The sequence below is a fragment of the Pseudomonas sp. BAV 4579 genome, assembly GCF_009765395.1.
Lineage (GTDB): Bacteria > Pseudomonadota > Gammaproteobacteria > Pseudomonadales > Pseudomonadaceae > Chryseomonas > Chryseomonas aestiva.
Genome location: NZ_WHOV01000035.1, coordinates 37,980 through 63,712, shown reverse-complemented (window position 1 = coordinate 63,712; position 25,733 = coordinate 37,980). Strand labels below are relative to the sequence as shown.

Below are 25,733 nucleotides of genomic sequence, written 5' to 3'. Positions count from 1 at the left end.
GCAGCCTTTTCCACTGGGGCTTCACGGTGAAGCGCGCCCTCACCCCAGCCCTCTCCCGTAGGGAGAGGGGGCTATCTGTGCGCCACGTAGGTTGGCTCCATCGTCGAAGCCCAACAGCACCGTAGCGTGGAAAACGGCGCAGCCTTTGCCACTGGGGCTTCATCGCGAAGGTTGCCCTCACCCCAGCCCTCTCCCGCGGGGAGAGGGGGCTATCCGCACCAGCGTTCAGCTCATCGGCCCCGCTACCCCAACGCCTCCAGGCGCTGCCGACTGCGCTCGAACCAGTCGCTGAGGGCTTCCGCCACTACCTGCGTTCGCTTGGGCAGCCCCCCCTGGTAGGGATGCACCAGAAACAGCGGCTGGCTGGGGGTGCGCCATTCCCCGAGCAGCCAGACCAGGGCGCCACTGGCCAGCTCTTCGTGCACCATGAACGAGGGCAGCCGGGCGATGCCCTGCCCGGCCAGGGCAGCCTGCTTGAGCAGGCTGTAGTGGTTGCAGGCCAGGCTGGGGATTACCTGGACACGATCGAGTCGATGCTCGCGGTGATAGAGCCAGACCTCTCCCTCGGCATAGTGGCTGTTGACCAGGCAGCGGTGACCGAGCAGCTCCTCGGGCGCCTGGGGGACCTCGTGCCCGGCCAGATAGGCGGGTGCCGCGCAGGTCACCTCCTGCATGGCGAACAGCGGACGGGCGACCAGGCGTTCGTCCGGTTCCAGCCGGGCACGGATCGCCAGGTCGAAGCCCTCGGCCACCAGGTCGCGATAGCCGTTGTCCAGCACCAGGTCCAGCTGGATGGCCGGATGGGCGGCGCGACAGGCCAGCAGCACCTCGAAAAAGGTGTAGCCCAGGGACACCGGGACGGTCAGGCGCACCGGCCCGGCTGCCTCCTCCTGCAGGCGGGCCACGCTCTGCAGGGCCCGCTCACGCTGGCGCACCAGGGCCTGCGCCTCGGGCAGCAGGGTGCGCCCGGCGGCGGTGGGCGCGAGACGGCGGGTGGTGCGATGCAGCAGGCGGGTCTCCAGGCGCATCTCCAGCGCGCGGATGCGCTTGGACAGCTGGCCCTTGCTGCAGCCCAGACGCTCGGCGGCGCGGGTGATGCTGCCGCTTTCACAGAGGATGGCGAAGGCGGCGAGATCGGCGAAGTCGTCCTGCATCGTTTCCTCCAGGAAACACTGGATTGCCATTCAGGTGATTTATCAGGGCAATGCGCCATTCTAGGCTGCAGACTCCTTCCCTTCACGGAGTCGCCTCATGAAAATCATCCTCGTCGGTGCCAGCGGTACCCTGGGCAGCGCCATCGCCGAACGCCTGGGCAGCCGCCACGAGCTAATCCGCGTTGGCCGCCGATCCGGCGATCTGCAGGTCGACATCACCCAAGCGGAGTCCATCCGCGCCCTGTTCGCCCAGGTCGGGCGCTTCGACGCCCTGGTCAGCGCGGTGGGTTCGGTGACCTTCGCCCCCTTCACCGAGATGACCCCCGAGGCCTATCAGAAGGGCCTGCAGGACAAGCTGATGGGCCAGGTCAATCTGGTGCTGCTGGGCCAGGCGCAGGCCGCCGAGGGTGCCTCCTTTACCCTGACCACCGGCATCCTCAGCGAACAGCCCATCGCCCAGGGCAGCTCGGCGGCCATGGTCAATGCCGCCCTGGAGGGCTTCGTCCGCGGCGCGGCCATCGAGCTGCCGCGGGGTCAGCGGATCAATGCCGTGAGTCCGACGGTGCTGGAGGAATCCCTGGGGCACTACGGCGATTTCTTCCGCGGCTTCAAGGCGGTATCGGGGGCCGCGGCGGCCCTGGCCTACGAACGCAGCGTGGAAGGGCGGGAAACCGGCAAGACGTATCGCGTCTGGTAAGTCCTTGAGCTCGCGGCGCTGTCTGAGTAACGTGTGCCCACCTCAGTCGGAGTCCTGCGATGCCAGCGCCGCGTGCCATCTTTCCCCTTGCCCTGCTCGGCCTCCTCGGCGGCTGCAGCCTGTTCCAGAGCGACGAGACCCCGCGTGCACCGGGCGGCGAGCGCCTGCAGGGCGATCTGCGCTGGAACGGTGACCAGCTGCTGTTCCGCCCCTGCCAGGAACAGCGCTTCTTCGACGTCACCGACGCCAACAACACCGCCATCCTGCGCGATGCCCACGAACTGGCCGCCGACAGCGGCGCCGCTTCGCTGTTCGCCGACCTCCGCGGCAAGCTCAAGTCCGGCGGTCGCGATGGCGCCCAGGGGGTGTTCGCCGTCACCGACGTCTACCGCGTGCAGTACAGCGGTCCGGGCTGCAGCGATCCCAACTTCAAGCGTACCGCCATGAATGCCGGTGGCCATGGGCCGGACTGGAGCGTCCAGGTCAGCAACCAGGGCATGCTGCTCAGTACCGCCGGCCAACAGCGCCGTGCCCTGCCCTTCGTGCAGGAAGAATTGCCCGGCGGCATGCGCGCCCTCTCCACCGAGGCCAATGGCGAAAAGGTCGAGCTGTGGATCAACCCCCGGCGCTGCGTGGACGGCCGGACCGGCACCGTGCAGTCGCTGCAGGCCGAATTGCGCATCAATGGCCAGACCTGGCAGGGCTGCGCCTTCTACGGCGGGGCCGGCAACCCCACCTAGCTCGGGCGTTCGCGCGATGCTTAGCGCGATCCCCTTGGCATCTTCCGCTTTACGTTTAGCGTCGTGCGCCTCCAGGGGCTAGTCTAGCGACGGCAAGGCTTCATCCGCTTCGCTTGGCCACCTCCGGGTCGCGCCGGGCGAAGCCACAGGAACGCTCATCCAGCCAGGGTCCAGGCATGCCAACATCTCCCGCGTCCCGCAGCGCCTTACCGCGTCGGCGGGGCCATACCGTCCTCCTGCGGCTGTTCCCAGCGCTCTGCGTACTGCTCCTCGGCCTGATCGGTCTGGGTTGCTATCTGCTGGTCGACAATGCCGTGCGCCAGGATGCCACCGTCGCCCAGCACACCGAGCGCGCGATCGGTCGCACCTTTACCCGCCTTGACGAAGAGGTCGCCCGCAACCTGATCGACTACAGCAAATGGGACGAGGCCTATCGCCGCCTCCATCAGGAACTGGACTCCGACTGGGCCTACGACCAGGGCAACCTCGGCGAATCGCTGTACCGCGTCTATGGCTACGAGGGGGTGCTGGTATTCGACGGCCAGGACCGCCCCCGCTATCGCCTGCTCGATGGCCAGCTGGCCGATCCCGCTACGCCCTGGCTGCAGGGCGACATCGCCGGCCTGCTGGCCGCGGCACGCAGCGCCGACGCCCGCGCCGGCAGCGTGTCCGGTGTGCTGACCGTGGCCGGGATGCCGGCGCTGGTGGCCGCCGCCGCCATCACCCCGGGCGATCATGCCGGCGTCCGTCCCCAGGAGGCGCCGGCCTCGGTACTGGTCTTCGTCAATGTGCTGAGTCCCGCCCGGCTGGCCGCCCTGAGCGAAGCCAACAACCTGCCGCCGCTGAGCATCACCACCGACCCGGCCGGCAGCCGCGCCAGCTGGCAACTGCCGGGCTCCGGCTATCAGCTGACCTGGCGCCCGCCGCGACCGGGATTGTGGCTGATGCAGCAGACCCTGCCGCTGTTCGGCGGTGGGGTGCTGATCCTGCTGCTGGGGCTGATCTGGCTGTTTCGCCAGGCGCTGCTGTCGATCCGCCAGCTGGATGCCCAATACGATGACCTGCTGGCCAGTCGCAGCGAACTGGCGATCGGCGAGCGGCGCTTCCGCGACATCGCCGAGGCCACCTCGGACTGGCTCTGGGAGGTCGACGCCACCCTGCGCCTGGTCTATGTCTCGGATCGCTTCGCCGAAGTCACCGGGGAAGCCACCGAGCGCTGGCTGGGGCGGCCACTCAACGAACTCCTGACGCCCCATGCCGACACCCTGGCGCACTGGCTCACCGGCCAGGCACACGACCGCAAGCCGCGACCGCCGCTGGTCTGTCACTACCTGGACGGCAACGGCCGCGAACGCACCTGCCGGGTCGCTGCCCGGGCCATTCCCGAGGGTGGCTATCGCGGTACCGTCACCGATCTCACCGACGAGATCGAGGCCCTGGCCCAGGTCCAGCACCTGTCCTGGCACGACCCCCTGACCGGCCTGCCCAACCGCCATCGCCTGCACCAGTTTCTCGCCACCCACCTGGAAGGCCCGGAGCCGCGGCCCCTGGCGCTGATCAGCCTGGACCTGGATAGATTCAAGACGGTCAACGACGCCCTCGGCCATGCCGCCGGCGATCAGGTCCTGCAGGAAGCGGCGCAGCGCCTGCGGCAGAACGTGACCGCCACCGACCTGGTGGCCCGCCTGGGCGGCGATGAATTCTGCGTGGTGCTCAGCGGCGACCGCGACCCGGGCACCATCGCCGACCTCTGCCGACGGCTGGTGGAGCAGTTGCGCCAACCCTTCCGCCTCGGCGAGCAGCGGGTCTTCATCGGCAGCAGCCTGGGCGTGGCCCTGGCACCGCGGGATACCGGCATCCCGGCGGAATTGCTGCGCCTGGCCGATATCGCCCTCTACCAGGCCAAGGCCGCTGGCCGCGGCACCTGGCGCTTCCATGAGCCGGCCATGAACGAACAGGTGCTGTTGCGCCGGCAGCTGGAGCAGGACCTGCGCCAGGCCCTACGCGATGACCGCCTCAGCCTCTACTACCAGCCGCGCCGTTGCCTGGCCGATGGCAGCCTGCGCGGCTTCGAGGCGCTGGTGCGCTGGGAGCATCCGACCCAGGGGCTACTGGAGCCGCTGGACTTCCTGACCCTGGCCGAGGACGCCGGCCTCGGCCAGCGCCTGGGGCGCTGGGTGCTGGAGACCGCCTGCCACGATGCCCAGGGCTGGCCGGAACGACTCTCGGTGTCGGTCAATCTGTCGCCGCAGCAATTCCACGCCAACGAAGACCCGGTGCAGACCGTGGCCGAGGCGCTCTACCAGAGCGGCCTGGCGGCCTCGCGGCTGGAGCTGGAACTCACCGAACGCACCCTTCTGGACCCCGCTGCCGACGTGGCCAACACCCTGGGCGCGCTCAAGGGCCTGGGCGTGCGCCTGTGCCTGGACGACTTCGGTTCCGGCCTCTGCTCCCTGGCCTATCTGCGCCGCTATCCGCTGGACGGCATCCGCCTGGATCGCAGCCTCATCGCCCGCCACCATCAGGCGCCGGAAGACAGCGCCCTGGTGCGGGCCATGATCGATCTCGGCCGCTCGCTGGGGCTGACGGTAACCCTCAAGGGGGTGGAAGACGCCGAGCACCTGCGCCAGCTGCAGCACCTGCCGGCGGACGAGATCCAGGGCTTCCATTGCGGTGCGCCCCTGCCGGCCGACCAGCTGGGCGCCTGGCTGGACGAGCTGGCGACCGAGTCGCTGAGCTGAAGCGGCAGGGCCTTGCGCCTAGCGCTCGGCCACCATGCTGCCCTCGCCCGCCGCACCCCGCCGCTGGTTGCGGTCGTCGCGGGGGGTGACGCCGAAGAAGTTGCGATAGGCGCTGGAGAAGTGCGGCCCCGACGAGAAGCCGCAGGACAGGCCGATCTGGATGATGGACTTGCTGGTCTGGGTGAGCATCTTGCGCGCCCGGTTCAGCCGCAGCTCCAGGTAGTACTGGCTGGGCACCCGCGCCAGGTATTGCTTGAAGATCCGCTCCAGTTGCCGGCGGGAAACGCAGACGTGCTGGGCGATCTCGTCGGTGGTGAGGGGCTCTTCGATGTTGGCTTCCATCAGCATCACCGCCTGGGTCAACTTGGGATGACTCGACCCCAGCCGATTCTTCAGCGGAATGCGCTGCCGTTCGCTGCCTTCGCGCAGGCGCTCGACGATCAGCTCCTCGGCGATGGTGCCGGCCTGCTCGGCGTCGCGATCGCGGCCGATCATGGCCAGCAGCAGATCGAGGATGGCCAGGCCGCCACAGGCGGTCAGGCGATCGCGGTCCCACTCGTAGAGGTGGTGGGTGGCGATGACCTTGGGAAATTGCTCGCTAAATTCCTCCAGCCAGCGCCAGTGCACGGCGGCGCGATGACCGTCGAGCAGCCCGAGCTGGGCGAGGATGTGCACCCCGGCGGAAAAACCGCCCATCACCACCCCGGCCCGGGCGGTCTGGCGCAGGGCCGCGACCAGCGGCGGCGGCGGTGTCGGCGAGGGTTCGTCGGCCAGCACGAAGAGCCGATCCAGGCGTTCCAGCTGCCCTTCCCAGTGGCCACCCGGCAGTCGCGGCTGCAACTCGCTGCCGGCCTGCAGAAAGCGCACCTCGTAGGGCGTATCGCTCGAATGGCGAGCGGCGAGTTCCAGCGCTTCCTCGACCAGGCCCACGGTCAGCGGACGAACGTCGGGCCACAGCAGAAAGGCGATGCGGATGGTCATCTAACGTCTGGCTTCCTGTCGAGAGCGGCGGGGGCGACCAATCCGGGGCCCGCACGCCATGAAACCCTTGTGGGGTGGCACGCATGGTACGCCGGAGCGTTGCCCCTGTCCCGGCCTTTGCCCCGGGTAGCGGACCGGAGTGCCCTGCGGCCCGCCGGCTGGCGCGATTCTAGCGCCAGCGCAACGGCGGCGGCTTCTAGCCTGGCGACACGTTCTTACCGGACCGCCAAAAAAGAAACCGCCCGCTACCTGGACGATAGCGGGCGGTTGCCAAGGCCGCTGGATCAGGCGACGGCCTGGCTCATCTGCTGGTGGGTCCCGACCAGATGCTGCACCACGCCCGGGTCGGCCAGGGTGGAGATGTCACCGAGGGAGTCGTATTCACCCACGGCGATCCTGCGCAGGATGCGCCGCATGATCTTGCCGGAGCGGGTCTTGGGCAGACCCGGCGCCCACTGGATGACATCGGGGGTGGCGATGGGGCCGATTTCCTTGCGCACCCACTGCTTGAGCTCCTGGCGCAGGGCTTCGTTGCCCTCCTCACCCTGGTTGAGGGTGACGTAGACATAGATGCCCTGGCCCTTGAGGTCGTGGGGCATGCCCACCACCGCGGCCTCGGCCACCTTGGGATGGGCCACCAGGGCGCTCTCGATCTCGGCGGTGCCCATGCGGTGGCCGGAGACGTTGAGCACGTCGTCGACGCGACCGGTGATCCAGTAGTAGCCATCCTCGTCGCGGCGGGCACCGTCACCGGTGAAGTACATGCCCTTGAAGGTCTTGAAGTAGGTGTCGACGAAGCGATCGTGATCGCCATAGATGGAGCGCGACTGGCCCGGCCAGGAATCGAGGATCACCAGGTTGCCTTCCACGGCGCCGTCGAGCAGGTTGCCCTCGTTGTCCACCAGTGCCGGCTGGATGCCGAAGAAGGGACGGGTCGCCGAACCGGGCTTCTGGCCGATGGCGCCCGGCAGCGGGCTGATGAGGATGCCGCCGGTCTCGGTCTGCCACCAGGTGTCGACGATGGGGCAGCGCTCCTGACCCACGGTCTTGTAGTACCAGTGCCAGGCCTCGGGGTTGATCGGCTCGCCCACCGAACCGAGCAGGCGCAGGCTGCTGCCGTCGACACCGCGCATGGCCGCATCGCCCTGGGCCATCATGGCGCGGATGGCGGTGGGGGCGGTGTAGAGGACGTTGACCTGGTGCTTGTCCACCACCTGGCCCATGCGGGTGACGTCCGGGTAATTGGGCACGCCTTCGAACAGCAGGGTGGTGGCGCCATTGGCCAGGGGACCGTAGACGATGTAGCTGTGGCCGGTGATCCAGCCGACGTCGGCGGTGCACCAGTAGACCTCGCCGGGGCGATAGTCGAAGACCCGCTCGTGGGTCAGGGCGGCATAGGTCAGGTAGCCGCCGGTGGTGTGCAGGATGCCCTTGGGCTTGCCGGTGGAACCGGAGGTATAGAGGATGAACAGCGGCGCCTCGGCGGACATTTCCTTGGGCTCGCAGTGCTCCGCGGCCACCGAGGTGATGTCTTCGTACCAGACGTCACGGTGGCGGTGCCAGGCGATGTCGGCGCCGGTGCGCTTGCAGACGATCACCTTGTGCACCGAGTGGGTGGCCGGATTGGTCAGGGCCTCGTCGACGTTGGCCTTGAGCGGGATCTTGCGCCCGCCGCGCACGCCTTCGTCGGCGGTGATCACCAGCTTGGACTGGCAGTCGCTGATGCGGCCGGCCAAGGATTCGGGGGAAAAGCCGCCAAACACCACCGAGTGCACCGCGCCGATGCGGGCGCAGGCCAGCATGGCCACCACGGCCTCGGGAATCATCGGCATGTAGATGGTCACCACGTCGCCGCGGTGGATGTCCTGGCCGCGCAGGGCATTGGCCAGCTGGCAGACCTCGCGATGCAGTTCGCGGTAGGTGATGTGGCGGCTGTCGGCCGGATCGTCGCCTTCCCAGATGATGGCGGTCTGGTCGCCGCGGGTTTCCAGGTGGCGATCCAGGCAATTGTAGGAGGCGTTCAGGGTGCCATCGGCGAACCACTGGATGTCGACGCGATGATCGTCGAAGGAGGTCTGCTTGACCCGGCTGAAGGGCTTGATCCAGTCCAGGCGCTGGGCCTGCTCGCGCCAGAAGCCGTCGGGGTTGAGGATGGACTGCTGGTACAGCCGGCGATAGGTGACTTCATCGGTCAGGGTCCGGGAAGCGACTTCCGCGCGGACCGGGTAAAAGGCGGCACTCATGGGATGATCTCCTCGGCGGGAAACTGTTGTTCTTGTTGCCTTCCGTTGTACGGCGCGCACCGGTTTCGGACCATTCGACCATGGTCGGACGGGGCGCCGGGAGCTGACCGGCGGGTCTGTTACCCTTGCCCTTTCGTGACTGTCTTTCCCCAAGGAGCGCCCCATGGCCGATCTCGCCCACTCCCATTGCGTCCCCTGCCGCTCCAGCGAGCCGGCCCTGAGCGCGGCCGCCAGCCATGAATTGCTCAAAGCCGTCCCCGGCTGGACGCTGGTGGAACGCGAGGGGATTGCGCGGCTGGAACGCCGCTATGCCTTCGGCAACTTCCTCGAGGCCCTGGACTTCACCAACCGCGTCGGCCGCGAGGCCCAGGACGAAGACCATCATCCCGCCCTGCTCACCGAATGGGGCGCGGTGACGGTGAGCTGGTGGACGCACAACATCGGCGGCCTGCACCGCAACGACTTCATCATGGCCGCCCGTACCGACGCAGTCGCCCTGGCGGCCAACGTCTGAGCGCCGGAGCGCCGGACCCTGTGCTAGTCACAGGCGGCGGCCAGTCCCTCGGCATGGACGAAACACAGCTTGTTGCCCTCCGGATCCCGGCAATAGGCGGCATAGAAGTCCGGTCCGTAGCTCGCTCGTATGCCCGGCGCACCCTCGTCGCTGCCGCCCAGTTGCAAGGCGCGATGCCAGGCCGCCTCCACGGCCGCGGGGCTAGGCGCGGCGAAGCTCACCTGGACGCCATTGCCCCAGGAGGCCGGCAGGCCGTTGAAGGGCAGCTGCACATAGAATTGCGGCCACGCCCGCCCTGGGCGTTGCCAGCCGCAGCCGGGCGGGCCGCCGTCGTCTTCCGTCGGCATGCGCACCAGCCCGAGTTCGTGCAAGACGCCGTCGTAGAATTCGATCAGGCGCTCCAGATCGCGCGCGCCTAGCTGTACATGGCTGAACATGGACACTCTCCCGCTGGCAGGGGTCATCAAGCCACGTTAGACCAGTCCGCCGCGCCTGCCTATCGGCTCGACAAGCCCGGCGCGGACGGTTAGCGTGGCGGCCTTCGCCTCTGACGACATGCCCATGAATCTGCGCAACCTCCCCCGCCTGACCAAGATCGGCCTGGTCTTCTTCATCCTTGGCCTGCTGGGCGTGGCCTTCTCCCTCTATGGCCTCTACCAGGGTCCGCGTCCCACCGAACCCGGCGCCATGCGCAGCCTGCTGTTTGCGGCGGGCTTGCAGCTGACCGGCTACGTGCTGCTCAACCGCAACCGCTTCCGCATGCTGTCCGGCCGCCGCAAGGACTGACCATGACCCTCCAGTGGAGCTGCCGCGCCGCATCGGCGCTGACCACCGCCGAGCTCTATGCCGCCCTAGTGCTGCGCGCCCGGGTGTTCGTGGTGGAGCAGCAGTGCATCTATCCTGACGCCGATGGCCTGGATCTGGCGGAAGACGCCTGGCACCTGTTCGGCTGGCGTGACGACCAGTTGCATGCCTACCTGCGCCTGCTCGGGGCGGTACGCGAGGACGTGGTGATCGGCCGGGTGATCGTCGCCCCCGAGGGCCGCGGCGGCGGCCTGGGGCATCTGCTGCTGGCGGAAGCCCTGCGCGTCTGCGCCGAGCGCTGGCCCGGACGCCCGCTGTTTCTCTCCGCCCAGGCTCATCTGCAGGCCTACTATGGCCGCTATGGCTTCACGCCCTGCTCAGCGGTGTACGACGAGGACGGGATTCCCCATATCGACATGCGTCGCCTGGCGGACTAGCGCCGGCGGCGCAGCGGATCGAGCAGCGGCTTGAGGCCGTTGTGGTCGATCTCCTGCATCAGCGCCAATAACCGGCCCAGCTCGCCAGGTGGAAAGCCGCTGCGGGCGAACCAGTTGAGGTAGTGGCCCGGCAGGTCGGCCAGCAGGCGGCCGGCGTACTTGCCATAGGGCATGGTCCAGGTCACCAGGGCGTCCAGATCCGCGGGTTGCATCGCTTGTCTCCTCTACACGGCCTGGCGATTATGCCATGCCGTCAGGGGTCAACCGTCGGCCGCGGGGAGCACCAGCTCTCCGCGACGATCCCAGCTACACCAGGTCTGCAGAGGATTTCAGCATGAGCAATGTTACCCGGCCACTGGCCGCCGTTACCGGTGCCTCCAGCGGCATCGGCTTCGAACTGGCCAAGCAGCTGGCCCACCATGGCCATGATCTGCTGCTGGTTTCCCGCGGCGACGGCCTTGACGCCGCCGAGCGCGAATTGCGCGCCCTGGGAGTCAAGGTCTGGAGTCATGCGGCCGACCTGCGTACCGCTGTGGGCGTGGAAGAGACCTATAGATTCCTGCGCCGCCAGGGGCGGCCGCTGGACGTTGTGGTACTCAACGCCGGGGTCGGCCTGGGCGGCGCCTTCGTCGGCCAGACGCGGCTGGAAGACGAGATGGCGCTGATCCAGCTCAATGTCATGTCCACCGTGCACCTGGCCAAGCTGGTGTTGCCGGAGATGGTCGCCGCCGGCCGTGGCCGGGTGCTCTTCACGTCGTCCATCTCGGCCACGGCGCCGATTCCCTTCGAGGCCGTCTACGGTGCTTCCAAGGCCTTCATCAACTCTTTCGCCTTCGCCCTGCGCAACGAACTCAAGGACAGCGGCGTGACCCTCACGGTGCTCATGCCCGGCCAGACCGACACCAACTTCTTCCACCGCGCCGGCGAAGACGACACCAGCGTCGGCGCCGGGCCCAAGCACGATCCGGTGCAGGTGGCCGCGCAAGGCTACGCCGCGCTGATGCAGGGCCTCGACCATGTCTATGGCGGCGGCCCCGAAGTCCAGCACGAGGGCGAGGTGCTCAACCGGGTGGAAAGCGAGGCGCAGAAGGCCGAGCGCCATCGCGCCTGGTCGGAGCCGGGGTCGGCGGAAAAGGACTAGCGGCCCTTGCGCCGGGGCGCTGGCAGGCGCAGGTGGCGACGTCAGGCGAGGCGTCATGACCAAGACCCTGCCTGATGTCCAGCTGGCCGCCGCTAGTTGACCGGTGTGGCCCCGGGCGTACCACACTTGGCGAACTTGCCCTTGGCATCCTTGCATTGCGCGGCCTTGGTCTTGGTCGTGTCGCATTTGACGAACTTGCCGTGGGCATCCCGGCAGGGTGCCGCCTGGACACTGGCGGCTGCGAAGAGGGTCAGGGCTACCGCGGCGAACAGGGCTTGAGCATGACGATCACCTCCAAGGGCCGGGAGTGGCCTCTCGAAGCGTAGCTTGCGCACGTGGGGTGTGCCATGGCACTGCTGACATCAGGGCTCGTATCCAGGCGCTGGAGCTGACGATGTCAGGCATGCTCGGCGGGTGTCGAGGTCACCTCTTCCAGGCTCGTCGACGTTAGCGGCAGACCGCCTCACATTCCGTGGGATCCTCTATACAAGGACGTCTTGCCGGCCTCAATTAATGTACATACAATAAATCCATGGTCATAAGCTTCGATCCGGCCAAGAACACCGCCAACATCGCCGCTCGTGGACTGAGCTTCGAAGGGGTTGCCAACTTCGACTTCGAAACGGCGCTGATCTGGGTCGATGACCGGAGGATCTATCCGGAAGTACGGTATTCGCCCCTGGGCCTGATTGCGCGCCGGGTGCACGCCGTGGTGCTCACCGAATCCGCCTCTGGCATCCGGGTCATCAGCTTCCGCAAGGCAAACAATCGCGGGGTAAAACGCTATGAGCAAGCCACTCAATCCTGAATTGATCGACGTGGAAAACCCGGAGTGGACCGACGAAAAAGTCGAGCAATCGGTGCGCATCGGTGCATTGCCGGCGACCTTGCAAGCCAAGCTGCGTCGTGGCCGACCCCAAGCCAGCGTCACCAAGGAGCGCATCACCATTCGGCTTTCCCCGCACGTTGTCGACGCCTTCCGCGCGACGGGTTCAGGCTGGCAGACCCGCATGGATGCCGCGCTCAAGGATTGGCTGAAAACACATTCGCCATCCTGAGTGCGCTCCACCTAGCCATGACCCTGGGCGTTCATCTCCTGCCTGGACGAACCAGGAGTCGGGCGCTATCTGCTTTTCCTGACCTGCCGTTCAAGGCCTCGGGTCAGCATCCGCCACAGCTCCATCGGAAAACCACCCGCCGCCCCCCAACTTTTTTGCGGCTTACCAGGCCGCTCACTGTACTGCTCGATCTCCGGCCTACTGATCCTCACGCACCGCTTAAACAGACGCCAAGATGTCCGTTCGCCAATCACCATGAGAACGACCATGCGCACCCTGGGCCTGTTGGGCGGCATGAGCTGGGAGAGTTCGGCTCACTACTATCGCATCCTCAATGAAGAGGTCCGGCGCCGGCTGGGCGGCAGTCATTCGGCGGCCTGCCTGCTGCTGTCGGTGGACTTCGCCGAGATCGCCGCGCTGCAACACGCCGGCGACTGGGCGACGCTGGGTCTACGTCTGCAAGCGCATGCGCGGCAACTGGCCGCCGGTGGTGCCGAGGCGCTGGTGCTCTGCACCAACACCATGCACTGCCTGGCGGCGGAGATCGAGGCGGCCACAGCGCTACCGTTGTTGCACATCGCCGATCCCACCGGGTCGGCGATCCAGGCGAAGGGCCTGCGGACCGTCGGCCTGCTGGGCACCGCCTTCACCATGGAGCAGGCCTTCTATCGCGAGCGGTTGACCGAGCGCTTCGGCCTGGACGTGGTGGTGCCTGACACGGCTGCGCGCCAGATCGTGCACCGCATCATCTATGACGAGCTGGTACGTGGCGAGGTGCGCCCCGAGTCGCGGGCAGCCTATCGCGCGATCATCGCCGAGCTGGTCGCCCAGGGCGCCGAGGGCATCGTGCTCGGCTGCACCGAGATCATGCTGCTGGTGGACCAGGGCGACAGCGCGGTGCCGCTGTTCGACACCACGCGACTGCACGCCCTGGCCGCCGTGGACTGGGCCTTGGACGAGACCCGGGACTAGCCCTGCAGCCGCTGCGCCACCTCGGCCAGCAGCGGACGGCCATCGAGCGCGGGCTGCTGGCACTCCGCGGCCAGGGCCGCCAGCGCCGGATCCACGGGCTCGCTGCACCGCGCCAACCACTCCTCCAGCAGGATGCCGAAGGCGCGACTCTCGAAGCGTTGCAGGTGCGCCGCCTGAACCGCGTCCTCGGGCAGCAGCGAGGCGCCGCCGAAGTCGCCCAGCAGACAGTGCGCGCCACCGTCCCAGAGGATGTTGTGGGCATAGAAGTCGCCGTGGACCAGGCCATGCCCGTGCAGGTGCGCCAGGGCGCTGGCCATGCCGCACGCCATGGTGCGCACGGCGCGGGCGGTGAAGCGGGTGTCTTCCGGATAGACGTCACGGCTACAGGTGGTGAAGCTCGGCGGACCAGCCAGGTTGCCGAAGGCCGGCTCCACCAGCTCCAGCACCAGGCCACTGCGCTGCTCCGGATGCTCGGCCAGATCACCGAGGGCGCCGATCAGCCAGGGATGGGTACCGGCACTGAGACTGGCGGCGCTTTCGCTTTCCGGGGTGCCATCGCTGGTCATGCTGCCCTTGAACAGCTTGACGGCGACCTCGCGCGGCCCCGTGGGCGACCGCCAGCGCGCCTGGTGGATGATGCCGGAGGCGCCCTCCCCCAGTCGCTCGCCCAGCGCCAGGTCGCGCCAGGCGATGCGTTGTTGCCGCGCCGCCTGGGTGCGTACCGCGCGCTCGCGCTCCGCCCCCAGGGGATTGTCGCCATAGGCCAGCCAGGTCAGCCGCGGCAGGTCGAGGATGGCCGGGGGCAGCGCCGCGAAGCGATTCGCCGACAGCCGCAGCAGTTCTAGCTGGTGCAGGTCGGCCATGGACGGCGGCAGGCTCTGCAACTGGTTGCCGGCCAGCATCAGTTTCTGCAAGGCGGGGCGTTCACCCAGGGCGGCGGGCAGCTCGGCGATACGGTTGTCGGTGAGGATCAGCCAGCGCAGGCGCGGCGGCAGGGCCGCAGCGCTCACCCGCTCCAGCTGGCAGGCCTTGAAGCCGATCATTTCCAGGTTGGGTAGCGTGCCGAGCACCTCGGGCAATTCGGTGAAGGGATTGCCCGAGCAGAAGAGGATGCGTAAGCGGGGCAGCCGGCCCAGACCGGCGGGCAGGCGGGTCAGCCGATTGCCCGACAGGTCGAGGATTTCCAGGCTGTCGGCCAGGCTGAAGATCTCTTCGGGGAATTCGGTCAGGTCGGCACGCAGGGTCAGGCGCGTGGCCCCGGCCAGTTCGCCGGCACGCAGCCGGGCAAGGGTATCCGTCATGGGAAAGCGACTCTCACTGTCTTGAAAACCCGGCACCCGCCGGTGATGGCGCGGACGTTAGCACGCCGGGCCGCTGACTGCGGCCCTCGTGCGCCAGAATGCGCGCCACTGCCTCTTGCAGCGTGCCGGCGATCACCGCGGGCGGCGCCAGGGGATTGGCCACCTGCTCGGCCTGCCGCTGCAGCAAGGCACCTTTGAAACCGGCCGCCTGGGCGCCGGCGATGTCCCAGGCATGGACGGCGACCAGCCACAGCTGTTCGGCCGGCTGATCCAGGCTGACGGCGGCCTGGCGATAGGCCGCCGTGGCGGGCTTGCTGGCACCGGCGTCCTCGGCCGAGAGGATGCCGGCGAAGGCATCGCTCAGGCCGGCGTAGGCCAGCTGCGCCTGGGTGGCGGCGCGCGCGTTGTTGGAAAAGGCGATGCAGCGCACCCCCTGCGCCCGGGCGAAATCGAGGCCCGCGCGGACATCGGCATGGGCGGGCAGCTGTTTGAGGGCGTCGGCGACCCGCTGTTTGTCGGCGTCGCCGAGCCTTCGTCCGAGTCGTGCAGCGATCATCTCCAGCGCCGCCTGGCCCTGGGCCTCGAAGGGCGCGTGCCGGCCACAGAGTTCGGCGGTCATGGCGTTCTGCAGGGTCTGGGCGAACCATAGCGTGCGGCTGCCGGGATCACCGAACAGCTCGGTGAACAGGCCATCCAGGGCGGACAGGTCGAGCACGGTCTCGTTGATGTCGAACAGGCAGGTCAGGGTCATGGTCGCTACTCGGCAGAGGATGCCTGTTCGACCAGGACTCGCGGCCGCCGTGCAGCCGCGTTAAGGTTTGCAGGCTTGGTGGGCGCGAGGAACAGGTTAAAGTCTTACGATTTTCAGCCGATACCTCAGTTGACCTGCCTCTTTTTTGCCGCTCCCGCCCGGCTCGGGTGGCGGTAGTTCCTCGCAGACGGGCCTGTTGCTCTTGCCAGGCTCGTCGACATTTCCGAGATAGCCCGATGGCCGATGCACTACAGCACGAAGATGACCGCCTCAACGCGCTGCACGCCCTGGAGCTGCTCGATTCGGCGCCGGCGGAGGAATTCGATCACCTCTGCGAACTGGTCGCCAGCAGCTTCGAGGTGCCGACCGCGCTGATCAGTCTGGTGGACCGTGACCGTCAGTGGTTCAAGGCCCGCGTTGGCTTCGACCTGGCGCAGATGCCCATCGAGGACGCCTTCTGCGCCCACACCATCCAGGCCGAGGACGGCCGGATGGAGATAAACGATGCCTGCTGCGATACCCGCTTCAGCCACAATCCGCTGGTGATCCGAGCGCCCCATGTACGCTTCTATGCCGGCTCGGCGCTGGTGACCGAAGGCGGCTACGCCATCGGCAGCCTCTGCATCCTCGACAGCCAGCCGCGCGAACTGACCGCCGCGGAACGCAAGCGCCTGGACGATTTCGCCGCCCAGGTGATGAGGCTCATCGGCCTGCGCCAGCATCTGCGCCGCCGCGATCCGGTCAGCGGCCTGCCCAATCGTCAGCAGTTCCAGGCCGATATCGCCCGGCTGGCAAACATCCTGCCCGACGAAGGACGCCTGCTGGTGCTGGTGGATCCGCTGGAGACCCACTGGAAGGAGCAACTGATCCTGGCCCAGGGCATGTGGCCCTTCGAAACCTTCCTGCGCAGCCTGGCCCTGCGGCTGTGCGACGCCCTGAAGGACCGGGCCAAGGTCTATCACGTGGACACCAAGAGGTTCGCCTTCCTGCTGCCGGAGGACTGCGATTATCCGCCGCTGCTCGACGCGCTCATCGCCCAGCTGCGGATGCCGGTCCAGGCCGACCGCATTCCCATCGATCCGCCGGTCAAGGCCGGTATGGTGCCCTTCCTACTCGACTCGGGCGAAGTCCGTGACCTGTTGCGCAAGGCCATGGTGGCGGTCGATCAGGCGACGCTGAGCAGTCGTCACTGGGTCGTCTACGAACGTCCGCAGGACGAGGCCTTCCAGCGCATCTTCCAGCTGGTCCGGCAGATTCCCGAAGCCCTGGAACGCGGCGATTTCAGCCTGGCCTTTCAGCCACGCCTGGCCCTGCCCGGACGCCGACTGTGCAGCGCCGAAGCCCTGTTGCGCTGGACCCATCCGCAACTCGGCCCCATTGCGCCTGGCGACTTCATTCCGGCGATCGAGAAGACCGCGCTGATCCACAGCGTCACCCGCTGGGTGATCCGCACCGCCGTCAGCCAGCTGGCGCAGTGGGACACTCGCTACCAGGGGCGCCTGTCGCTCAACCTGTCGCCACGGGATTTCGACGAGGGCGATCTGGTCGAGCTGCTGCGCGAGACCTGCCGGCGCGAGGGCGTCGATCCCCGCCGGCTGGAGGTGGAGATCACCGAAGGCGAATGGCTCAGACGCAATCCGGAAGCCATCGCCCAGCTGCATGCGCTGCGCGCGCTGGGCCTGGAAATCGCCATCGATGACTTCGGCAGCGGCTACAGCAACTTCGCCTACCTGTACGAATTGCCGGTCACCAGCGTCAAGCTCGACCGCTCGCTGATCCACGACCTGCCCCAGGATCCGCGCAAGCAGGAGGTGGTCAGGGCGCTGCTGGCGCTGATCGGCAAACTCGGCTATCGCAGCGTCGCCGAGGGGATAGAGACGCCCGAGGTGCTGGCCTTCCTGCAGGAAGCCGGCTGCGACGAGGTTCAGGGCTATCTGCTGGCCCGCCCCATGGCCCTGCCCGCCTTCGAGGCCTGGTACGCCGAACAGGGTTAAGCCGAATGGATGAGGTCATTTGACTGACAAATTCATTCCAGGCTCTACACTGGTTCAGGTCGTAGTTTCCCGGGAGTGGGGACATGAGGGAATCAGGTACCGAGTTGTTGGATGTGGTCGGACTGGATACCGGCAACCTGAGCAGTCAAGGCTGTATCGACAAGGTGCTGCACGCGGTTCGCACCCATCTGGACATGGACGTGGCCTTCCTGGCCGAATTTCGCCAGCAGGACCGGGTCTTTCGCAATGTCGATGCCGTGCCCGATGCACCGATCAAGGCCGGCGATGCCCTGCCGCTCAGTCAGGGCTATTGCCAGCAGGTGGTCACCGGCCATCTGCCCGAACTCATCCCCGATACCCGGGCCGTCGGCGCCACCCGGCTGATTCCGGAAACCCGCAGCGTGCCCATCGGTGCGCACCTGAGTGTGCCCGTGCGACTCAGCGATGGCGAACTCTATGGCACCTTCTGCTGTTTCAAGTACCAGCCCGATCCGACCCTGAGTCCCCGTGACCTGGAGCTGGTGCGGACCTTCGCCGAACTGGTGGCCGATCGCCTCAGCCTGGACGTTTCCACTCGCCGCGGCCAGGTGGAGATGCGCGAGCGCATCCAGGGGGCGGTGGCCGCGCACCAACCGAGTATCGTCTACCAGCCGATCTATCATCTTGCCGATCTGCGTATCTCTGGCTGGGAATCCCTGTCGCGCTTCCATTGCCCGCCGCAGCGCAGTCCCGACCTGTGGTTTTCCGAGGCCAGCGCGGTCGGCCTGGGCGACGAACTCGAAGAAAGCGCCATGCGCTATGCACTGCAAGGCTTGCAGAGCCTGCCGGACGATACCTACCTGACCATGAACTGTTCACCGCAGACCATCCTGGCCGGTCGCCTGCCCGCGCTGCTGGCAGGTACTCCGCCGGGCCGGCTGGTGCTGGAAATCACCGAGCACGCCGAGGTCGACGACTACGACGCCCTCCATGCCCAGTTGCAACCGTTGCGCGCCCAGGGCGTGCGCCTGGCTATCGACGATGCCGGCGCCGGCTATTCGAGCCTGAGGCACATCCTCCGGTTGCGGCCGGACATGATCAAGCTGGACATGAGTCTGGTCCGTGACATCGACAGCGACGCCGAACGCCGGGCGCTGGCCTCGGCGATCATCGCCTTCGCCCGCGAAACACGTAAGGAAGTGATCGCCGAGGGCGTGGAAACCCTCGCCGAACTGGAAGCGCTCAAGGCGCTGCAGGTGGACAAGGTGCAGGGCAATCTGCTGAGCCGTCCGCTGCCGCGTGACGACGCCCTGCGCCTGCCCCGGAAGCGCCAGCTGGAAGGCCGGCCGGACAGCTGAAGCGCAAAGGCTGGGCGACCATTCAAGTCGCCGAGTCTTTGGCCGATACGCCTAGGCGAATGATCGCTTCATCTGACGCCAGACCGGCTCTCGGCCGATCCTTGTCCTGCAGGAGTTACCGGTGCGCTCCATCCTGGTCATCGAAGACAGTCCCATGGTCCTCAAGATTCTGGCGCACCTGTTTCGTCAGCAGCGTGACTTCGAGCCGGTGTTCTGCGCCACCCTGGCCGAAGCCGAGCTGATGCTGGAAACCTCGGCCAACCTGTTCTTTGCCGCCCTGGTGGATCTCAACCTGCCCGATGCGCCCAATGGCGAAAGCGTCGATCTGGTGCTGCGCTATCGCCTGCCCTGCATCGTCCTCAGCGGCTCCTACGACGAGCGCCGGCGCGATGACCTGCTGACCAAGGGCGTGGTCGACTACGTGCTCAAGGAAAGCCAGTACTCCTACGAATTCGCCTTCCGGCTGCTGCGCCGGCTGGACAGCAACACCGCGGTCAAGATCCTCATCGCCGAGGACTCCGACGCCACCCGCAACTACATCCGCCACGTGCTGACGCCCCACCGCTACCAGCTGCTGGACGCCTGCGACGGCAACGAGGCGCTGCGCCTGCTGCAGGAGCAGCCGGACATCGACCTGCTGGTGGTGGACCACAGCATGCCCGGCATCAGCGGCTCCGAACTGGTGCAGCTGCTGCGACAGAAGCTGCGCCGCCACGACCTCAGCATCATCGGCCTGTCGGCCGACGAAAAGGGCTCGCTCAGCGCCAAGTTCATCAAGCAGGGCGCCGACGACTTCCTGCGCAAGCCCTTCTGCCCCGAGGAGCTCAACTGCCGGGTGGTCTCGACCCTGGAGCGGCGGGATCTGATGCGCGCCCTCACCCACGCCGCCCAGTACGATTCCCTCACCGGATTGCGCAACAGGCGCGCCTTTCAGGATCAGGCCTTGGAGCTGTTCCGCCAGGCCGAACGCGAGGGCCACTCGCTGAGCGTGGCCATGCTCGACCTGGATCACTTCAAGCGCATCAACGACGAACACGGCCACGCCAGCGGTGACAGCGCCCTGGTGGTCTTTGCCCAGGCCTTGGCCCGGACCCTGCCCCAGGATCTCACCGGTCGCCTGGGCGGCGAGGAATTCGCCCTGGTCAGTCGGATGCCGCCGGAGCAGCTGCTGCAGGCACTGGACCTGCTGCGTCGCTACTGTCACGCCCAGACCTATGCCCCCGGTGCTCCGCCGCTGTCGTTCAGCGCCGGGGTCTTCAGCGGCCTCGCCGACGACCTCGAAGGCTTCCTCCACGAAGCCGACCGCCGCCTCTATCAGGCCAAGCGCCAGGGCCGTGGCCGTACCTGCCTGGTGCTGGACGCCGAGTAGCGCGGATCGCGGGTTGGCGCCCTGCGCCACAAAACATATGATGTCAGACAATTGGTCTGCTGCCGCAGGTCGATCCGCATAGCCTCGTCTGAACAATAACAATCAAGGACCTGCACCATGCCTGACTCTTCCCCGGGGCTCGCCCAGCCGTTGTCGCGTCGTCGTCTGCTTCAGGGCGGCCTGGTCTGCAGCGCGGCCCTCGCGCTGCCCACCCTCGCCCGCGCCGCCGAACCCCTGAGCCAACGCTATCCCGATCCGCTGATCGAGATCCTCGACGACCGCTTCCTGGAATTGCGCCTGTTCAACGCCAGCGTCGAGCGCCTGGCCACCGGTCTGCGCTGGGCCGAAGGGCCGGTCTGGATCGGCGACGGCAACTACCTCTTGATGAGCGACATCCCCAACAACCGCATCGTGCGCTGGGATGAGGTCAGTGGCCGGCTGGACACCTATCGCGCCCAGTCGAATTTCGCCAACGGCCTGACCCGCGACCGTCAGGGCCGGCTGATCGCCTGCGAAGGCTCGACCACCCACGGCCTCGGTCGCCGGGTCACCCGCACCGAGCACGACGGGCGCCTCACGGTGCTGGCCGATCGCTTCGAAGGCAAGCCGTTCAACTCGCCCAACGACGTGGTGGTCAAGAGTGACGGCTCCATCTGGTTCAGCGATCCGCCGCTCCAGGCCAACAGCGACTACGAGGGCCACAGAGTCAAGACCGAGCAGCCCGACGGGGTCTATCGCATTGACGGCGAGAGCCTGGCGGTGACGCGGGTGATCGGCGATCTCAACGGCCCCAACGGCCTGGCCTTCTCGCCGGACGAGCAGCTGCTCTATGTGGTCGAGGGCCGCGCCAAGCCCAATCGCCTGGTGTGGGCCTATACGGTCAAGGACGACGGCAGCCTGGGCGAGCGCCGCAAGCACATCGAGGCGCTGGAATACGGCGCCCTGGATGGCATCAAGTGCGATGTGGCGGGCAACCTCTGGTGCGGCTGGGGCAGCAGTGGCGCCCCGGCGGCCAAGCCCGAGGTGCTCGATGGCGTGCGGGTCTTCGATCCCAGCGGCAAGGCGCTGGGCCACATCCACCTGCCGGAACGCTGCCCCAACCTGTGCTTTGGCGGCCCGGAAGGCAACCGGCTGTTCATGGCCGGCTCCCACTCGCTCTATAGCCTCTACGTCAACATCCGCGGAGCCGGACTCTAGCGGCTAGCGGGACTCGGGCGGCGACTGCTCGACCAGGACGTTCAGGGAGTCGAGCACGCTGTCCAGGGCGTAGGCCGCTTCGAAGCGCGCCAGATTCTGGGCGAGATCGGCCAGGCTGGTGGTGATCCCCAGCCAGTTGCCCAGGCCGATCTGGCGCGCCGCTTCCGCCAGCGAGCAGCCGCCATCGCGGCGCTCCAGCCAGGCCAGCACCAGTTCCGGCGGGGTATCGGCTTCGAGACCCAGGGTGCGCAGCAGGCGCAGGGCCTTGGCCTGTTCGCGGGGCGGCAGCCGATGGCGCGCCGAGGGGGTGGGCTGGTCGACGACGAGCGTCAACCGGGAGCCGGGGATATCGGTCATCTGGACCTCTAGGGACTACACCAGAACCGCACGGCGCGAGGCCGCTTCATCGCCCCATGGTAGGCGAATAGTCTGGCCAATTGCCATAGTTCGCCCCGACCCTCATCGCCTGGAAAACGCCGTTCGGCCCCCTGCCCGCTCAGCGCGAAGCACGGCCCCGGCAACGCTGCCAACGTTCCTCCACCCGCTGGGCGAACCAGGCGGTGGTCAGGGTCCGAGTGATCTTGGGACTTTCCAGGGTGATGCCCGGCAGGATGGCGCGCGGCAGGCTGCGACCGACCTTGCGCTCGGCCAGGGCATAGACCTTGGCATAGAGATCGGTCTTGGCGAAGTCCGCGGATTCGCCCGCTTCCAGGTCATGGCGGATGGCGATGTCGCTCATGCCCAGGGCCGGCGCCAGGCGATTCACTGCCCGCTCGGTCTCGCCCTGGGTGCGCGAGCCGGGCACCACCAGATCGCCGTCCAGCGCCAGCTTCATCCCCGTGGCTCGGCTTACCGCGCTCTGGAAGGCGGCATTTCGACTGGCGTACCAGCCGGCGTTGAAATCGGCGAAGCGATACAGCGGCGTGGAATAGTCCGCCGGATAGCCCAGCAGGTGCGCGGTGCCGAAATAGAGACCACCCCGGCGGCTGAACACTTCGTGGCGGATGGACCCGTCGCGAGCATAGGGATAGCCACGGGCATGGGCCTCGGCGAAGTCGATGCTGACCTGCATGGGGCCACCGGTGCGTACCGGATTGAAGCGCCCGAACAGCTGGCCACCCAGGGGCACCATGGCGATGAAATCCTCGAAGATCAGACTCAGCTCGCGCTCGGTACGGGCACTGTCCAGGCGCTGGGCGTAGGTCTTGCCGCTGGGCGACTTGAGATTGAGCGCGGTGCGCACCAGCAGCTGGGGGACATAGGCCCGCGCCGCGCGTCTATCGATCTCCTCCCGGGCGATCCGCCCCAGTCCCGGCACCGGCGGATCGACCTGATAGGTGGATTCCTGCTCCGCCACCGCCAGTACGGCGCAGAGGTTGTCCGTCGAGGGCTCCAGACCCTGGGCGCTGAAGGCGGTCTGGATATCGCTGGCCCAGCCCTGCCGATCCGCCACGCTGGCGGGCAACAGCCGCAAGAGTTCGGCCCGCACCTCGGCCGGCGAGCGCGTGGGTCCCTGGGAGGTCGGCGTCAGGCTGCAACCGGCCAGTACCAGTGCAGCAACCAGAGCAGTCCAGCCGCGCAGCTGCGACAGGGTGGGCAAAGCGGAAGCGGACAGGGTGACAGCAGCGGACACGGCGACTCCGGGAGATTCCTTTGGCCGCTTTGACCACAGCGCTGAGCAAATGGCTGTATTGTCACCTCAATAACTTCTGGTTATATCGATGTAACCTTTTCATTCAACCAGCAGTGGATGTCCGCTGGGATTCCCGAACAAGTCCCACTAAAATAGTCGGACTTTAGTTCGAAGCTACCGGAACCATGATGCAGCAGACCTCTACGCTCTCCTCTCCTCGCCTGCCCTGGGCGGCCCTGTGGGCGACCTGCCTGCTGGCCGTGGGCATGGTCTTTCTCAACCAGGCCGTGGGCGGTCGTCAGGCCTTGCTGCTGCTGCTCGGCGGCGCCCTGGGCCTGACCCTCTACCACGCCGCCTTCGGCTTCACCTCGGCCTGGCGGGTGTTCATCCTTGATCGTCGCGGCGCCGGCCTACGCGCCCAGATGGTGATGCTGGCCCTGGCGGTGCTGCTGTTCTTTCCCGCCCTCGGCGCCGGCAGTCTGTTCGGCGAGGCGGTGCGCGGCAATGTCTCGCCGCTGTCCACCTCGGTGGTGATCGGCGCCTTCCTGTTCGGCATCGGCATGCAACTGGGCGGTGGCTGCGCCTCCGGCACCCTGTTCACCGCCGGCGGCGGCAATGCGCGGATGCTGGTGACCCTGCTGTTCTTCGTCATCGGTTCGCTGATCGCCACCCACCACCTGGGCTGGTGGTTCGCCCTGCCCAGCCTGCCGCCCACCTCCCTGGTGACCCGCCTGGGCGTGCTGCCCGGCATCCTGGTCAGCCTGGCGGCCTTCGCCCTGATCGCCTGGATCTCGGTGGTGCTGGAACGCCGTCGCCACGGCAGACTGGAAGCCACGGTCCCCGGCGAACACCAGGGCGCGGCACGCCTGCTGCGCGGCAACTGGCCGCTGGTCTGGGGCGCCATCGCCCTGGCCGTGCTGAACTTCGTCACCCTGGCCCTGGCCGGTCGCCCCTGGGGCGTCACCTCGGCCTTCGCCCTCTGGGGCGCCAAGGGTGCCGGTCTGCTCGGGCTGGACGTCTCCGGCTGGGCCTTCTGGCAGCAACCGGCCAATGCGCGGGCGCTGGCCGAGCCCTTCTGGTTCGACGTCACCAGCGTGATGAACCTTGGCATCATGCTGGGCGCCCTGGCCGCCGCAGGCCTCGCCGGGCGCTTCGCCCCCAGCCTGCGCATCCCCGCGCGGTCGCTGGTGGCGGCGGTGCTCGGCGGCCTGCTGCTGGGCTACGGTGCACGGCTGGCCTATGGCTGCAACATCGGCGCCTACTTCAGCGGCATCGCCTCGGGCAGCCTGCATGGCTGGCTGTGGCTGGTAGCCGCCTTTTTCGGCAACAGTCTGGGCGTGCGCCTGCGCCCCTTCTTCTTTCCCGGCGAACGCCGCGTCGAACGCCTGACCGGCTGCTAGACCGGCAAGACCTGGCGACCGGGCGGCAGCGCCCCCGGTCGCTCCGGCAGGCTCACCACCCCGTACTGGGGCGCGCCGTGGTAGGTCTTCAGTGCCTGCATGACAAAGAGCAGAGCCGCGGTGCCCTGGTATTCGAACAGTCCCTGCAGCGGCCAGATGGTCATGAAGGCGAGAAATACCGCCAGGGTGAATTCCAGGTCGCGGCTCAGCTTGCGCGCTACCAGGTAGTGGACCGCCAGGCCGATGGGAATCACCAGGATCGACAGGAAGCCGAAGCGGAACACGGTGCCGAAGATGCCGACATCGGAGAGGAAGAAGTAGTCGCCGAAGATCGGCTTGAAGCCGTCGTTCCACATCAGGCTGAGGCTGCCGCTGGGCAGGCCGTTGTACAGCTGCAGGTGGTTGATGATCTGGGAAATGGTGTTTTCCCGGACATTGTCGGTGGGGCCTTCCTGCACCGAGCGCGCATAGAAATCCAGGTTGAAGCCGAGGGTTTCCAGGAGATGCGGATAGAGGATCAGCGGCGCGATGATGATGGCGCCGAACAGCGCCGGTCCGATCAGGCGTGCGCGCAGGGCGAGGATGGTGAACACCAGGCAGACCACGATCAGCTGGCGGGTCTGCAACACCACCACGATGGTCGCCAGAAAGAACAGCGCCAGCAGGCCGTGCCTCAGCTTGGGCCGTAACTGGCCGTCGATGAAGGAACGCCCGCGACCGGCGAAGTAGATGCAGATGAAATAGCCGAAGAAGATGGCGCCCGCTCCCGTGGAAGCCCGCCCGGGGCGGCTGAGGTCCTTCACCTCCTCGCGCAGGTCCGGCAGCATCTTGAAGTAGGACAGCCAGCACAGCAGTGCCGAGAGCAGCCCGACCAGGATGATCAGATTCTCGAACTGCACGGCATTCAGCCGCTTGGCCAGGTACAGGACCAGGAAGGCGCTGAAGCAGTAGAGCACCCGCCGCTCCTCGATGAGGCCGTAGACCAGCGGCTGGCCCCAGAACAGCTGGGCGAACACCGCCGGCAGGCCGACGAACATCGCCGTGGAAAACAGGCAGAAGCCCATCAGCAGCCGGTAGTCGCGCTGTGGCCGATGCCAGGTGCTCAGGGTGAAGAGCGCGAAGAAGCCCAGGCAGATCGCCAGGTACAGTTCACCCACGTAGCGGATGCCCACCGGATTGGTCGGGCTCTGTTCGAAGACGCCGAACTGCAGGACCATCAGGCCACCCAGGGCCAGAAAACTCAGTCGATTGATCAGCGTACCCGGCATG

Annotated in this window: 26 protein-coding genes; 15 read left to right on the top strand and 11 right to left on the bottom strand. The window is 67.3% G+C overall.

Annotation, left to right across the window (positions count from 1 at the left end; all coding sequences use genetic code 11):
- Positions 1 to 242: 242 nt before the first annotated feature.
- Complete coding sequence (locus GSQ95_RS09590) at positions 243 to 1,154, bottom strand: LysR family transcriptional regulator (protein WP_158892149.1); 912 nt, start codon at positions 1,152 to 1,154, stop codon at positions 243 to 245.
- 97 nt (positions 1,155 to 1,251) lie between these two features.
- Between GSQ95_RS09590 and GSQ95_RS09585 the strand changes: the two genes are divergently transcribed.
- The 3 genes from GSQ95_RS09585 to GSQ95_RS09575 all read left to right on the top strand — a co-directional run bounded on the left by GSQ95_RS09585 (position 1,252) and on the right by GSQ95_RS09575 (position 5,332).
- Entirely contained in the window at positions 1,252 to 1,851 is a 600-nt protein-coding gene (locus GSQ95_RS09585; RefSeq protein ID WP_158892147.1) for a short chain dehydrogenase, read from the top strand.
- Between the two features lie 59 nt (positions 1,852 to 1,910).
- The gene (locus tag GSQ95_RS09580) at positions 1,911 to 2,591 is read left to right on the top strand and encodes a hypothetical protein (RefSeq protein ID WP_158892145.1); all 681 of its coding nucleotides are present in this window, start codon (positions 1,911 to 1,913) and stop codon (positions 2,589 to 2,591) included.
- A 176-nt stretch (positions 2,592 to 2,767) separates the two neighbouring features.
- The gene (locus GSQ95_RS09575; protein ID WP_158892143.1) at positions 2,768 to 5,332 is read left to right on the top strand and encodes an EAL domain-containing protein; all 2,565 of its coding nucleotides are present in this window, start codon (positions 2,768 to 2,770) and stop codon (positions 5,330 to 5,332) included.
- A gap of 18 nt (positions 5,333 to 5,350) precedes the next feature.
- On the opposite strand, the gene GSQ95_RS09570 is transcribed toward GSQ95_RS09575, so the two are convergent.
- Together GSQ95_RS09570 and acs are read right to left on the bottom strand one after the other, a co-directional pair.
- On the bottom strand, positions 5,351 to 6,313 hold the full coding sequence (locus tag GSQ95_RS09570; protein WP_158892141.1) for a GlxA family transcriptional regulator: 963 nt from the start codon (positions 6,311 to 6,313) through the stop codon (positions 5,351 to 5,353).
- A 284-nt stretch (positions 6,314 to 6,597) separates the two neighbouring features.
- Positions 6,598 to 8,556: an acetate--CoA ligase gene (gene acs, locus GSQ95_RS09565; protein WP_158892139.1), complete on the bottom strand. Its 1,959-nt coding sequence runs from the start codon at positions 8,554 to 8,556 to the stop codon at positions 6,598 to 6,600.
- 163 nt (positions 8,557 to 8,719) lie between these two features.
- Between acs and GSQ95_RS09560 the strand changes: the two genes are divergently transcribed.
- Entirely contained in the window at positions 8,720 to 9,070 is a 351-nt protein-coding gene (locus GSQ95_RS09560; RefSeq protein WP_158892137.1) for a 4a-hydroxytetrahydrobiopterin dehydratase, read from the top strand.
- Between the two features lie 23 nt (positions 9,071 to 9,093).
- Here GSQ95_RS09560 and GSQ95_RS09555 read toward each other — a convergent pair whose 3' ends face one another.
- The gene (locus tag GSQ95_RS09555; protein ID WP_158892135.1) at positions 9,094 to 9,507 is read right to left on the bottom strand and encodes a VOC family protein; all 414 of its coding nucleotides are present in this window, start codon (positions 9,505 to 9,507) and stop codon (positions 9,094 to 9,096) included.
- 124 nt (positions 9,508 to 9,631) lie between these two features.
- Between GSQ95_RS09555 and GSQ95_RS09550 the strand changes: the two genes are divergently transcribed.
- Both GSQ95_RS09550 and GSQ95_RS09545 read left to right on the top strand, forming a co-directional pair.
- Complete coding sequence (locus GSQ95_RS09550; RefSeq protein ID WP_133859899.1) at positions 9,632 to 9,856, top strand: hypothetical protein; 225 nt, start codon at positions 9,632 to 9,634, stop codon at positions 9,854 to 9,856.
- 2 nt (positions 9,857 to 9,858) lie between these two features.
- Entirely contained in the window at positions 9,859 to 10,311 is a 453-nt protein-coding gene (locus GSQ95_RS09545; protein ID WP_158892133.1) for a GNAT family N-acetyltransferase, read from the top strand.
- On the opposite strand, the gene GSQ95_RS09540 is transcribed toward GSQ95_RS09545, so the two are convergent.
- Positions 10,308 to 10,523 carry a DUF3820 family protein gene (locus GSQ95_RS09540; protein ID WP_158892131.1) on the bottom strand — a complete coding sequence of 72 codons (216 nt, stop codon included), beginning with the start codon at positions 10,521 to 10,523 and terminating at the stop codon, positions 10,308 to 10,310. The two genes, GSQ95_RS09545 and GSQ95_RS09540, sit on opposite strands and share 4 nt — an antisense overlap.
- A 122-nt stretch (positions 10,524 to 10,645) precedes the next feature.
- Between GSQ95_RS09540 and GSQ95_RS09535 the strand changes: the two genes are divergently transcribed.
- On the top strand, positions 10,646 to 11,452 hold the full coding sequence (locus GSQ95_RS09535) for an SDR family oxidoreductase (RefSeq protein ID WP_158892129.1): 807 nt from the start codon (positions 10,646 to 10,648) through the stop codon (positions 11,450 to 11,452).
- A 92-nt stretch (positions 11,453 to 11,544) separates the two neighbouring features.
- On the opposite strand, the gene GSQ95_RS09530 is transcribed toward GSQ95_RS09535, so the two are convergent.
- On the bottom strand, positions 11,545 to 11,787 hold the full coding sequence (locus tag GSQ95_RS09530; protein WP_158892127.1) for a hypothetical protein: 243 nt from the start codon (positions 11,785 to 11,787) through the stop codon (positions 11,545 to 11,547).
- A 197-nt stretch (positions 11,788 to 11,984) separates the two neighbouring features.
- Here GSQ95_RS09530 and GSQ95_RS09525 point away from each other — a divergent pair, with 197 nt between their 5' ends.
- The 3 genes from GSQ95_RS09525 to GSQ95_RS09515 all read left to right on the top strand — a co-directional run bounded on the left by GSQ95_RS09525 (position 11,985) and on the right by GSQ95_RS09515 (position 13,482).
- The gene (locus GSQ95_RS09525) at positions 11,985 to 12,260 is read left to right on the top strand and encodes a BrnT family toxin (RefSeq protein ID WP_158892125.1); all 276 of its coding nucleotides are present in this window, start codon (positions 11,985 to 11,987) and stop codon (positions 12,258 to 12,260) included.
- Positions 12,238 to 12,510 (top strand): BrnA antitoxin family protein, encoded by a 273-nt coding sequence (locus GSQ95_RS09520; RefSeq protein ID WP_158892123.1) that lies wholly within the window; start codon positions 12,238 to 12,240, stop codon positions 12,508 to 12,510. Before GSQ95_RS09525 ends, GSQ95_RS09520 begins: the two co-directional genes overlap by 23 nt.
- 267 nt (positions 12,511 to 12,777) lie before the next feature.
- The gene (locus GSQ95_RS09515) at positions 12,778 to 13,482 is read left to right on the top strand and encodes an aspartate/glutamate racemase family protein (protein WP_158892121.1); all 705 of its coding nucleotides are present in this window, start codon (positions 12,778 to 12,780) and stop codon (positions 13,480 to 13,482) included.
- Here the strand turns inward: GSQ95_RS09515 and GSQ95_RS09510 are convergent.
- Together GSQ95_RS09510 and GSQ95_RS09505 are read right to left on the bottom strand one after the other, a co-directional pair.
- Positions 13,479 to 14,783 (bottom strand): leucine-rich repeat-containing protein kinase family protein, encoded by a 1,305-nt coding sequence (locus tag GSQ95_RS09510; protein ID WP_158892119.1) that lies wholly within the window; start codon positions 14,781 to 14,783, stop codon positions 13,479 to 13,481. The genes GSQ95_RS09515 and GSQ95_RS09510 overlap by 4 nt on opposite strands.
- Before the next feature lie 13 nt (positions 14,784 to 14,796).
- A complete protein-coding gene (locus tag GSQ95_RS09505; protein ID WP_178118405.1) occupies positions 14,797 to 15,534 on the bottom strand; it encodes a haloacid dehalogenase type II in 738 nt (245 codons plus the stop codon).
- 236 nt (positions 15,535 to 15,770) lie between these two features.
- On the opposite strand from GSQ95_RS09505, the gene GSQ95_RS09500 reads away from it, so the two are divergent.
- The 4 genes from GSQ95_RS09500 (at position 15,771) to GSQ95_RS09485 (ending at position 21,431) form a co-directional block, all read left to right on the top strand.
- The gene (locus GSQ95_RS09500) at positions 15,771 to 17,528 is read left to right on the top strand and encodes a bifunctional diguanylate cyclase/phosphodiesterase (protein WP_158892117.1); all 1,758 of its coding nucleotides are present in this window, start codon (positions 15,771 to 15,773) and stop codon (positions 17,526 to 17,528) included.
- 83 nt (positions 17,529 to 17,611) lie between these two features.
- The gene (locus tag GSQ95_RS09495) at positions 17,612 to 18,865 is read left to right on the top strand and encodes an EAL domain-containing protein (RefSeq protein ID WP_158892115.1); all 1,254 of its coding nucleotides are present in this window, start codon (positions 17,612 to 17,614) and stop codon (positions 18,863 to 18,865) included.
- Between the two features lie 121 nt (positions 18,866 to 18,986).
- Positions 18,987 to 20,234, top strand: coding sequence for a diguanylate cyclase (locus GSQ95_RS09490; RefSeq protein WP_158892113.1), 1,248 nt, complete (start codon positions 18,987 to 18,989; stop codon positions 20,232 to 20,234).
- Between the two features lie 117 nt (positions 20,235 to 20,351).
- Positions 20,352 to 21,431 (top strand): SMP-30/gluconolactonase/LRE family protein, encoded by a 1,080-nt coding sequence (locus tag GSQ95_RS09485; protein WP_158892111.1) that lies wholly within the window; start codon positions 20,352 to 20,354, stop codon positions 21,429 to 21,431.
- A gap of 3 nt (positions 21,432 to 21,434) precedes the next feature.
- On the opposite strand, the gene GSQ95_RS09480 is transcribed toward GSQ95_RS09485, so the two are convergent.
- Both GSQ95_RS09480 and GSQ95_RS09475 read right to left on the bottom strand, forming a co-directional pair.
- Entirely contained in the window at positions 21,435 to 21,788 is a 354-nt protein-coding gene (locus GSQ95_RS09480) for a hypothetical protein (protein ID WP_158892109.1), read from the bottom strand.
- Positions 21,789 to 21,927: 139 nt separating this feature from the next.
- Positions 21,928 to 23,064 (bottom strand): DUF1615 domain-containing protein, encoded by a 1,137-nt coding sequence (locus tag GSQ95_RS09475; protein ID WP_372240054.1) that lies wholly within the window; start codon positions 23,062 to 23,064, stop codon positions 21,928 to 21,930.
- A gap of 188 nt (positions 23,065 to 23,252) precedes the next feature.
- Between GSQ95_RS09475 and GSQ95_RS09470 the strand changes: the two genes are divergently transcribed.
- Complete coding sequence (locus GSQ95_RS09470) at positions 23,253 to 24,464, top strand: YeeE/YedE family protein (RefSeq protein WP_158892107.1); 1,212 nt, start codon at positions 23,253 to 23,255, stop codon at positions 24,462 to 24,464.
- On the opposite strand, the gene GSQ95_RS09465 is transcribed toward GSQ95_RS09470, so the two are convergent.
- Positions 24,461 to 25,732: a hypothetical protein gene (locus tag GSQ95_RS09465; RefSeq protein ID WP_158892105.1), complete on the bottom strand. Its 1,272-nt coding sequence runs from the start codon at positions 25,730 to 25,732 to the stop codon at positions 24,461 to 24,463. The two genes, GSQ95_RS09470 and GSQ95_RS09465, sit on opposite strands and share 4 nt — an antisense overlap.
- Between the last annotated feature and the right edge of the window lies 1 nt (position 25,733).